Source organism: Mycobacterium sp. E3251 (genome assembly GCF_001666835.1).
GTDB lineage: Bacteria > Actinomycetota > Actinomycetes > Mycobacteriales > Mycobacteriaceae > Mycobacterium.
Genome location: NZ_LZJF01000041.1, coordinates 1 through 11,507 on the forward strand (window position 1 = coordinate 1; position 11,507 = coordinate 11,507).

Consider the following 11,507-nt stretch of genomic DNA (forward strand, 5'->3'; position numbering starts at 1 on the left):
CAGGTCAACCAGATGGTCGCCGGGATGCAAGGCCTGACAGAGGCTTTCACTTCGATGAGGACCCAATACGGCGGCGACAAGTTGGTCAAGGAGGTCGTCACCGCCGCCAAGCTCGTCAGCAGCATCAACTCCCTCGGCCATACCATCGGCATCAACTTCGCCGCCGTATTGGGTCCTCATCGAAGTGAAAGCCTCTGTCAGGCCTTGCATCCCGGCGACCATCTGGTTGACCTGGCCCCGCACATCGCCGAGGTTGTCGGCCAGGGTGTTGGCCCCGGCGAGCAGTCGGTTGAGATCATCGGCGTGATCGCTGATCAGGGCCGAACCGGCGCCCAGGCGAGCGCCGATAGCGCCGGCCTGGTAGGTGGCCCTGAACTGTTCCGGCACCGTGCCCGCCGGGCGGGTCACGCCGCTGACCGCGGCGATGTTCGGCAGTTGGCTAACTCGGTCGGCCATCTGCTCCAGATCCGCAAGCGCCCGCGGCGTACGCAGGTCGTGCGGTGACTGGATAAGGATGTATTCGGGAATGGACTGATTGACCGGGAAGTGGCGATCCAGCGCGGCATACCCGATCGAACTCGGCGCCGAGGACGGCAGGGCCTTGCGGTCGTCGTAGTTGTAGCGCACCAAGCCCGCACAGCTGGCGAGGATGATCAGCACCAGCACGCTGGCCACCAGATGAACCCTGGGCCGGCGCACGATGCGTATCCCCGAACGTCGCCAGAACCGGGCGGTCAGTTCGCGTGGGGGCTTGACCCAGCCGCGTGGCCCGGCCACCACCAGGATGGCGGGCAGCAAGGTCATCGCCGCGAGGAAGGCGACACCGATCCCGATGGCCGACGAGACACCCACCGTGGAGAACACGCCCATCCGAGCGAAACTTATTCCAAGAAAGGTGATTCCGACCGTGGCCGCCGATGCGGCGATCACTTTTCCGATCGAGCTGAGCGCTCGCCGCACGGCTTCGTCGAAGTCCGCCCCCCGCCGCAGATAGTCGTGGTAGCGGCTGATGAGGAAGACCGCGTAGTCGGTTCCCGCGCCGGCGATGATTGCACTCAAGAAGACGATGGACTGGTTCGAAACGCCCAGGCCGCCGATCTCCGAGATGCCGGCGACGACGGCCTGCGCAATCACCATCGACGCCCCGATGGCGAGCAGCGGCAGCAGCATGGTGAGTGGGTTGCGGTAGACCACCAGCAGGACGACCAGCACCAGGGCGGCGATCGCAAGTTCGATCGGAAGGCGATCCCGCTCGCCCGCGATGGTGAGGTCGCTGACGGTGGCCGCGGGTCCGGTCAGGTTCGCGGTCAACGGGGATCCGGCGACGTTGTGTTTGACGATGTCGGCAACGCGGAGGTAGGCGGCATAAGACTTTGGCGTGCCCAATTCGCCCGCGAGGCCGACCGGCAGCACCCAGGATTTGCGGTCCTTGCTGGTCACCACCGGACGCAAGGGCGGCGTGCTGACGAAATCCTGCAACATCAGCACGTCTCGCCGGTCGTCGTGCAGGGCGGTCACCAGCTTGTGGTAGGTGGCTTCGTCGGCGGGCCCAAGGCCTTTTTCATCCGCGAGGACCACCAGCAGCAGGTTTTCGGCGCCCGACTCGTGAAACGCCTCGGTCATCTTCCGGGCGGCCACGCTCGAGGGCGCGCCGCTCGGCAGCATCGCGAGCGGGTGCTTCTGCGCCATCTGGTTCAGGGGCGGGAACGTCAGCGGTAGTGCGACCGCGATCAGGACCCAGAGCCCTATGACGACCCCGGGCCAACGCACCACAAGATCAGCTAGCCGTCGCACATCGACCTCTCTGCGCACTCGGCCGCGTGCGCAGGCCGAGCCCGGAGAAAATCAGTAGCCACCGTACTGCTCCCGGCTAGGCAACGCGCCCCCAATGCCCGCTATCGGCGACCCGCATGCATACGGACTTCATCGCTGCGACATACCGGGCGACTGATTTTCGGGCGACCGCGTTGTCTGGAAACATTATCGCCATGACGGTGCCTTCCTCGTAGCGGAAGGTATAGATCGTTAGCTGATACGAATATCTTCCGTCGGAGTAGATCCCAATGTTGTTGGTGTAGCCCATCTCCGCTGCCGCGAGCACTGCGTTCATCGGAGCGGCATCCCCATGCAAGAAATTTGTCACGGGAAAGTTAGGGCGGGGCCTGCTGAGCCACGGTGCCAATTCCAGCACGCGGTAGTACGGGACTTTCGCCATGTTCAGTCCCGAGTCAAAAGAACTCTGCGCCGCCCAGGCGGCGTCACTAAAGGACGCGGCGGCAATCGGCACGGTGATCGGAACCAGGCCGGTAAACCAACCCTGGGTCATGAAGTTGTCCGAAGTCTTTCGTGTATCTCTGGGGGTGAGTCCGTAATACGTGGTCGCACCCGTGAATTCGTGCTCCACCTGGGCGAGGCAGGCGAACAAGCCGCCGACGAAGCGCGCACCCGCCGCCGAGCACGCCGCTTCGAATCTCGCGGTTTGTTGTGCGTCCATCAGGGTGTCCGTGATCATCTCACTCTTGGTGGGCTCCAACGGATTACCCAGTGGCAAAGGGAACTCCGGCAGGCTTCCATCGTTATTCTCGGCGAAGTCGATCCACGCGCGTACCTGCGGGGAATCCAGGGTCAATTCTGACGTGTACCGGCGCTCTTCGGCGCAGAAATCGTCAAAGCTGCCGGCGGCGGGCAGCGCAAGGGGCCCGGCGCCACCCGTCAACGCCATGTACATCGCGTGCGACTCCACCATCGTGATGCCGATCAGCGCCGCGTCCCCGTGGACGTGGTCGATGCTCGCGTAGAAGGTGAAGTGATTCTCGTTTTGGATAATCCCGAAGCTGAAGCACTCCCATTGCAGCGGATCGGGCGTGGCCACCACATGGTCGTGCAAGTCGTCAACGGCCATTTCGCCGTGGTCGGTGGGCGCGAATTCGATATCGGCGGGATCGTCGATGGTATGCCGAATGATGTCTCCGGCGTCGGTGTGTTCAAACCAGCTGCGGTACGTGTCATGCCGGCGCAAATAAGCGTTGAGCGCGTCATTCATGGCGGAGATGTCGCACCGCCCGGGGACTTCGCAGGTCGCGATGATTTGCCGTGAATAGTCCAGACCCGAGGTCGTTTGCCGGTGATAACCCCGAAGATGCTGGCTCTGCATGTAGCTGACGGGCACCGGGCTGACCGGCGCTAGCCGGGCCCTTTCGCGGGCGGCGGGCGTCGGGTGCCAGGAGATGACAACGCCTGGGCTCGGCCTCCAATCACGGATTGAGCCGATGGTGATTTTCCCGATGCGCAATGTTTTCTCCTCGTTCCGGAGGGCCTGCAGTTCCGGCCGGCCGGTGGCGAGACCAAGATAGCTTCTCTGGCACCCACCGTCCCCGACATGCCGGGCCGGAGGTGCTCAGCGACGGGTGGGGCTACCGACTAGGGTGTTGGGCGGCCCGGCGTGGGACGCAGTCTGGCATCCGGCGACACTACTCGCCGCGGGGGGAACGATTCTCCTGCGTATCGGGTCGGCATGTGGTGCAGTGGTCGGGTCACTCGGTTTGGTCCGGAGCTACGGACCCGTCGCCGGAGGCCGGCCCCGGGGATCTACCTACGCGGGTCGATGCGAGAGGACAGATGCATGGGAACCGCCGAAGCTTCAGCAGAGAAGGCATCGGGTTTCGCAATAGTCGGCTACGCAGCACGTGTTCCGGGTGCTGCCGACGCGTCGGAATTCTGGGACGTGCTGCGGCACGGGCGTGATGCGGTGTCAGAGGTGCCCAGGGACCGCTGGGGTGTCGAGGAATTCTTCGACCCCGATGCCGACGCGCCCGGAAAGATTGTGAGCCGCCGGGCGGGCTTCGTCGACGACGTAGTGGGGTTCGACGCGCCGTTCTTCGGGGTGTCGGCGCGTGAGGTCATGCTGATGGACCCGCAGCATCGGCTGTTGCTGGAGACGGCTTGGCAGGCGGTGGAGCATTCGGGCACGGCCCCAACGGCTTTGGCGAATACCAACACCGGGGTTTTCATCGGTCTATCCACCCATGACTACCTGGCGATGGTCTCGGACGAGCTGAACTACGACGCGATCGACGCTTACATGGCGATCGGGACGGCGGCTGCCGCGGCGGCCGGCCGGATCAGTTACCGGTTGGGGCTGCAGGGCCCGGCCGTCACGGTCGACACCGCGTGCAGTTCGTCGTTGGTGGCGGTCCATCAGGCTTGCCAAGCGCTGCGGCTGGGGGAATGTGACCTCGCACTGGCCGGCGGTGCGAATGTCCTGCTCAGCCCGGCCACCATGATGACCTTTTCGCGGGCGCACATGCTCGCGCCGGATGGCCGCTGCAAGACATTCGACGCGGCCGCGGACGGCTACGTGCGCGGTGAGGGTTGCGGTGTCGTCGTCCTGAAACGGCTCGACGACGCGATCCGCGACGGTGACCGGATTCGGGCCGTGATCCGCGGCAGCGCGGTGAATCAGGACGGCGCGTCGGGCGGATTGACCGTCCCGAACGGTGTGGCCCAGCAGCGCGTCATCGCCGAGGCGTTGAAGCGGTCCGGCGTCTCAGCCTGCGACGTCGGATATCTGGAGGCGCACGGCACCGGGACGTCGCTGGGCGACCCGATCGAAGTCCAGGCCGCGGCCGCGGTACTCGGCGAGGGCCGCGATGCGGCTCGCCCGCTGCTGATCGGATCGGTGAAAACCAATATCGGGCATCTGGAAGCCGCCGCGGGGATCGCCGGGATCATCAAGGTCGTCCTGTCGCTCGAGCACCAGGTCTTGCCGAAGCACCTCAACTTCGAGAATCCATCGCCCTACATTCCGTGGGATCGGCTTGCGGTGCGGGTGGTGGACGAGGCCACCAGCTGGGAGCGCAACGGGCGGCCCCGCGTTGCGGGGGTCAGTTCGTTCGGATTCTCCGGGACCAACGCGCACGTCATCCTCGAGGAAGCGCCCCAGCTCGCTGTGTCCGCGGGACCCGTCGCGACCGAGGACCGAAGGTTCGGCGTGCTGCCGCTGTCGGCGCGCACGCCCGCGGCCTTGGCGCAGCTCGCCGAGCGATACCGCAGTTGGTTGAGCGCGCACCCGGAAACCAGCCTGTCGGAACTGTGCTTCACCGCGGGCGTCGGACGAGCCCACTTCGAGCACCGCGCCGCGTTGGTGGTCAATTCGACGGAGTCCGCCGCCGAACTGCTCGGGGCGCTCGCCGACGACCGTCCCGCGCCGGGCTTGGTGCGGGGAACGTCCGATGACAGGCCGAAGACGGCGTGGTTGTTCCCGGGTCAGGGCAGCCAGTTCGTCGGCATGGCCCGGGAGTTGTTCGAGACCGAGCCGGTGTTCGCCGAAACGATGAACCGATGCGCGCAGGTTGTTGATAGCGTGCTCGAAAAGCCAATGCTGGACGTCATTTTCGACTCCGGTTCGGAAGATCTCCGGCAGACGAACTACGCCCAGCCCGCGTTGTTCGCCGTGGAGATGGGCCTGGCGAGGCTCTGGCAGTCGTGGGGCCTGGAACCCGACGTGGTGCTTGGTCACAGCGTCGGCCAGTATGCCGCCGCATGCGTCGCCGGCGTGTTCAGCCTCGAGGACGGAGCTTTGTTGCTCGCCGAACGCGGCCGCCTCTTCGGCGGTTTGCCGCCGGGCGGTCGGATGGTCGCGGTTTTCGCCGACGCGGAGCGTGTCGAGGGCTTCACCGACGAGTTCCCGCGGCTCTCGGTGGCCGCCTACAACGGTGCCAATACCGTGCTGTCGGGACCCGCGGAGGATCTGGACCGGGCGGTGGCCACCTTGACCGCCGATAATGTTCGCTGCGAGGTGCTGGACACCAGCCACGCGTTCCATTCGGCGCTGCTGGACCCGGCCCTCGATGAATTCGAGTCGTACGCCGGCCGATTCGAATTCCGCTCACCACAACGGACTCTGGTGTGCAACCGCACGGGCGCCGCCCTCGGCCGGAACGCGAAACTCGATGGCCCGTATTGGCGCCGCCATGCGCGCCAGCCGATCGAATTCGCCAAGAGTGTGGCCACCCTGGCCGATCTCAGCTGCGCCATGCTGCTGGAGGTGGGTCCGCAACCGGTGCTCACCGCCGCGGCGGTGCGGGCGTGGCCCGACCCGGCGGCGCCGCCGCGGGCGATCGCGTCGTTGCGCCGAAACGGCGGCGACCACCGCCAGATCATCGAGGCCCTCGCCACCGCCTACACCGGCGGTCACCTGCCCGACTTCGGCGGTCTGCAGCAGGGGCCGACGCGCAAGCTCGATCTGCCCACGTATCCGTTCCAGCATCGCCGGTACTGGTTCCGGGACACCGACGTTGCGCCCAGCCAGGCGTCCGGGAAAACCGATGCCACGCGCACCGAAGCCGTCCGGCTCCTCGAGGACGGCCGGATCGAGGAACTTGCCGCGCTGATCGACGGTGCGAACGCCAGCCGGCAGACCGCCGAGGTGTTGACCAGGCTTGCGCAACAACACAATCAACAGCGGGAAACCACGTCCATCGCGGACGCTCGGTACGAGATCCGTTGGGAGAAGTCGGTTGCCGCGGCCGGGCGCGCCGACACCGTCTCCTGGCTGTTGATCGGCGATGACGCCGAAGCGGTCGCACCGCTGGTCGACTCGCTGACCGCGCAGGGTCAGCCGTTCCGGATCGTCGGGCTCCCGGTATCCGACGCCGACGAGGAACGGCTCGAATCGACGCTGCGCGCCGCTGCGGCAGAGCAATCGGCGCTACGCATCCTGCACTGCGCAGGCCTCGATCGGGGCAATGCGCCATCGATGCGCTCCTTGTTGCGGATGCAACACCATGTTCTGGGTGGAACGCGGCGCCTCTTCCGCGCCGCGGCCGCCGCCGAAATCCGCGCACCCATCTGGCTGATAACCCGTGGCGCGCAACGCGTCACCGCGGCCGACAGCGTACGGCCCGCGCAGTCCTGTCTGTGGGGGTTCGGCCGCGCCGCTTCCCTGGAGCATCCGCAGTTGTGGGGCGGCCTGGCTGATCTGTCCGAAGGTACTGCCGATGAGTGGACCCGGTTGATCGCCCAGGTGGCCGCGGCGCCGCGGGGCGAAGACCAAGTCGCGCTGCGGGGCGAAGGTGTCTTTGTTGCCCGGCTGAGCCGGCGCGAAGGGCGGCCGATCGCGGCCCCGCTCGAGTTGCGTGCCGACGCCACCTATTTGGTCACCGGTGGATTGGGCGCGGTGGGACTCGAAATCGCCGGATACCTGGCCGCGCACGGTGCCGGGCATCTGGTATTGACGGGCCGGCGCTCGCCCAGCGATGCAGTGCAACGGCGCATCGATGCCGTGCGCGAACTGTACGGATGCCAAACGCGGGTCATCACAGCCGATGTCGCCGATCCGCACGACGTTGCCCGCCTGCTGGCCACCGTGGAGGCAGAACTACCGCCGCTCGCCGGGATCGTCCATGCCGCCGGGGAGATCGGAAACACGCCGCTGCGCCAGTTGGACGATGCCGAAGTGGATCGCGTGTTCGCGGGAAAGGTCTGGGGCGCTTGGCATTTGAGCGAAGCCGCTGCGGACCTGCCGCTCGACTTCTTCCTCAGCACGTCCTCGATCGCCTCGGTGTGGGGCAGCTTCGGCCAGACCGCCTATGGCGCGGCCAACGCCTTCCTGGACGGATTGTCGTGGCGGCTCCGCGAGCAGGGTGTCGCTGCGGTGAGCGTCAACTTCGGTCCGTGGACGGCCGGCATGGCCGACGAAGACGCGCGTGCGCGACTCGAGCAACGCGGGGTCCGCACATTGCCGCCCGCGGACGCTCTGGCCGGAATGGCCGAGCTCATGGTCGCTTCTGCGACACAAGGGGTGGTGGCTCGCATCGACTGGTCCCGTTTCCTGCCGCTCTATCAGCAGGCGGGCAAGCGGTCCTTCCTCGAGGAGCTCGGACGCGAAGTGCCCGAGTCGGTGACGGCACCGGAACCTTCGTCGGGGCCCACGCGGTTCGTGGAGCAGCTCACCGTTGCCCCCGCGCAGCAGCGGAAGAAGCTCCTGGTCGATTACCTGCGCGAGGTGGTTGCCGAGGTGACGCGGATCGACGCGGCGGAGATTCGCGAGGAGGCCGGATTCTTCGACCTCGGCATGGATTCGCTGATGGCGGTCGAATTGCGGCGCCGCGTGGAACATGCGGTGGGCAAGGAACTGCCGGCAACCCTGGCGATGGACTATCCGCGCGTCAGCGACGTGGCGGAATATCTGCTCGCCGATGTCCTCGGCCTCACCGCGCAGGCGGCCGCCAAGGCGGCCGCCCAGCCGCCGGCGGTGTCGACCGGGTCCGCGGACGAGCCGATCGCGATCGTCGCGGTGGCGTGCCGCTTTCCGGCCTCGCCCGATCCCGAAACGTATTGGGACGTCCTGTCTGGTGCCGTCGATGCGATCCGGGAGATCCCGGATGACCGCTTCGAGATCGACGAATACTACGACCCGGATCCTGAGACACCGGGCAAGATCTACAGCCGCAACGGCGGATTCCTGGACGGGATAGGCGAATTCGATCCGGAGTTCTTCGGTATCTCGCCGCGCGAGGCGTTGTGGATGGACCCGCAGCAACGGTTGATGCTCGAGATCGCTTGGGAAGGCCTCGAACGCGCGGGGTATTCCCCTGCCGCCCTGCGTGGTAGTCGAAGCGGCATCTTCGTGGGCGTGGCCGCCAACGAATATTCCCACCTGCTGTCGCGGGACTCCGTCGAGAGCATCGAAGCTCACTTCATCACCGGCAACGCGCTCAATGCCATCGCGGGTCGGGTGGCCTTCGTGCTCGGGCTGGAAGGACCGGCCGTGGCGGTGGACACCGCGTGCAGCTCCTCGCTGGTGGCCGTCCATCAGGCCTGCCAGGCGTTGCACTCCGGTGACTGCGATCTCGCGCTGGCCGGCGGGGTGAACGTCTTGCTGAGCCCCGCCTCGATCGTCGCCGCCTCCCGCGCCCGGATGCTGTCACCGGACGGAAGGTGCAAGACCTTCGACGCCGCCGCCGACGGCTATGTGCGCAGTGAAGGTTGCGGCGTTCTGGTGCTCAAGAGGCTGAGCGATGCGCAGCGCAGCGGCGACCGCATCTGCGCGGTCATCCGGGGCAGCGCGGTCAATCAGGACGGCGCCTCCAGCGGTTTGACGGTACCGAACGGGGGTGCGCAGCAACGGCTTATCGCCGCGGCCCTCAGTCGTGCCGGTGTTGCCGGTAAAGACATCGACTACCTCGAGGCGCACGGGACGGGTACCTCGCTGGGTGACCCGATCGAGGTGCAGGCCGCCGCGGCCGTCTACGGCGACGGCCGTGACCCGAACCGGCCCTTGCTCATTGGATCGGCGAAGACGAACCTCGGTCACCTCGAGTCGGCCGCTGGGGTCGCGGGTTTGATCAAGGTGGTGTTGTCTCTGCAGCACGAGCTATTGCCGCAGAACCTGCATTTCCAGAATCCGTCGCCGCATATTCCGTGGGACTCCTTGCCGGTGCGGGTCGTCGACAGGGCGATCCCCTGGCAGGCCAACGGCAGGCCCCGCCGGGCGGGAGTGAGCTCGTTCGGGTTCACCGGCACGAACGCCCATGTGCTGATCGAGGAGGCACCTGCGCAAGCGGTGGCCGGCGACCCGCCGGACGGTGATGCGATGGCGCCGGAGCCGGGCGCCTCGGATGACCGGATCGGCGTGCTTCCCTTGTCGGCACGCTCGCCGCAGGCGTTGGCGGCGTTGGCGCAGCGCTACGGCACGTGGCTGGACGCACATCCCGAGGTCGACATCGCCGACGTGTGCTTCACGGCCGGGGTGGGCCGTTCGCATTTCGAACACCGCGCCGCGCTGGTCGTCGATTCCGTCAAGGGAGCCCGTGACGTATTGGCCGAATTGGCCGAGAGCCGGGTGCGACCGGGTGTGCTGCGCGGCGAGTGTGCCGACCCGCCGAAGTCGGCGTGGCTCTTCACGGGGCAGGGCAGCCAGTACCCGGGGATGGCTCGCGAATTGTTCGACGCGGAGCCGGTATTCGCCGAAACGGTGACGAGGTGCGCGGAGGCGGTCGACGGTCTACTGCCGCGCCCGCTGCTGGAGGTGGTGTTCGACGCCGACCGGGGCAGCGGGGGAGACGCGTTGCGGCACACCTCCTTTGCTCAGCCGGCGCTCTTCGCCGTCGAGATGGGCCTGGCCCGGTTGTGGCAGTCGTGGGGCATCGAACCCGATGTGGTGCTTGGGCACAGCGTCGGCCAGTACGCGGCGGCGTGCGTGGCCGAGGTGTTCAGTCTCGAGGACGGGGCACGGTTGATGGCCGAACGCGGCCGGCTCTTCGGCAGTCTGCCCGAGGGCGGCCGAATGGTGGCGGTGTTCGCCGACGCCGAGGAGGTGGAGAACGCCGCCAAGCAGTCCGCCGGCGTTTCGGTCGCCGCCTACAACGGCCGCAACACCGTGCTGTCGGGCCCGGGCGCCGATCTGGAAAGGATCGTCGCGGTCTTCAGCGATGACGGGATCCGCTGCACCTGGCTGGACACCAGCCACGCATTCCACTCGGAGCTGCTGGAGCCGGCGCTCGACGAATTCGAGTCGTATGCGGCGCGGCTGCAGTTCGCCATCCCGACACGGCCGCTGGTTTGCAACCGCACCGGCGCCGTGCTCACGGCGGAAACCGCGCTGGACGCGCGATACTGGCGGCGGCATTCTCGCCAACCGGTGCAGTTCACGGAAAGCGTCCGCACGCTGGCGGCGCTGGGGTGCTCGGTGTTGATGGAGATCGGACCGCAGCCGATTCTGACCGCGGCCGCGGTGCAGGTCTGGCCGGAACACACGCCGGCACCGCGGGCGATCGTTTCCCTCCGCAAGGGCGCTGGCGCCCGGCGCCAGATGGCCGAAGCGCTCGCCGCCGCGTATGTCGCCGGGCATCGGCCCGAGTTCGCCGCCCTGGACCGACTCCCACGCCGCAGGCTCGACCTGCCCACCTATCCGTTCCAGCGCCGTCACTTCTGGCCCAAGGCGTCCGGGGTGGCGGGCAACGAGGCTCAGGGCGGCGCGGTATCCGCCATCTTGGGCGCGGAAAAGGACCTCGCCTCGGGTGACGTCGTCTATACCAGCCGGTTGTCCGTCAAGTCGCAGCCGTGGCTGTCCCATCACGTCATTTATGGCACCGTCGTCGTTCCGGGCGCGACGTATGCGGCGATGGCCCTCGCGGCGGTGGGAACCCCGGCTCACGTGCGAGACGTCTTCTTCTACGAGCCGATCATTCTGCCCGACAAGCAATCTCGTGAGGTGCAGCTGACATTGCATCCCTCCGAGGACCGCGGTGGCTGGACCTTCCAAGTGCACAGTCGCCCCTTCGGCGTCCGCGATGCCGAGTGGGCGCTGAACGCCGACGGCGCCGTCCTCCCCGGTGTCGGCGAAGAGCCGGACGTTGACTCGGCGGAACCTGTCGAGGCGGCGATCGAGCGGTTGAACCGCACCCGTCCGCAGCAGCTGTTCGACACCTTCGCCGACATGGAGCTGGCGTGGGGACCCACCTGGTCGACATCCCTGAAATCGCTTTGGGTGGGCGAAGGTGAGG

3 protein-coding genes are annotated in these 11,507 nt (G+C 67.0%); 1 reads left to right on the top strand and 2 read right to left on the bottom strand.

What is annotated here, in order from left to right; translation table 11 throughout:
- The coding region (locus A5697_RS05400; RefSeq protein WP_156673168.1) for an MMPL family transporter at positions 1–1,794 on the bottom strand (1,794 nt) is incomplete at its 3' end.
- Between the two features lie 76 nt (positions 1,795–1,870).
- The gene (locus A5697_RS05405; protein WP_067944278.1) at positions 1,871–3,292 is read right to left on the bottom strand and encodes a condensation domain-containing protein; all 1,422 of its coding nucleotides are present in this window, start codon (positions 3,290–3,292) and stop codon (positions 1,871–1,873) included.
- A 330-nt stretch (positions 3,293–3,622) separates the two neighbouring features.
- Between A5697_RS05405 and A5697_RS05410 the strand changes: the two genes are divergently transcribed.
- Positions 3,623–11,507 (top strand): type I polyketide synthase (locus A5697_RS05410; protein WP_068008633.1); only part of this gene is annotated, 7,885 nt, incomplete at its 3' end.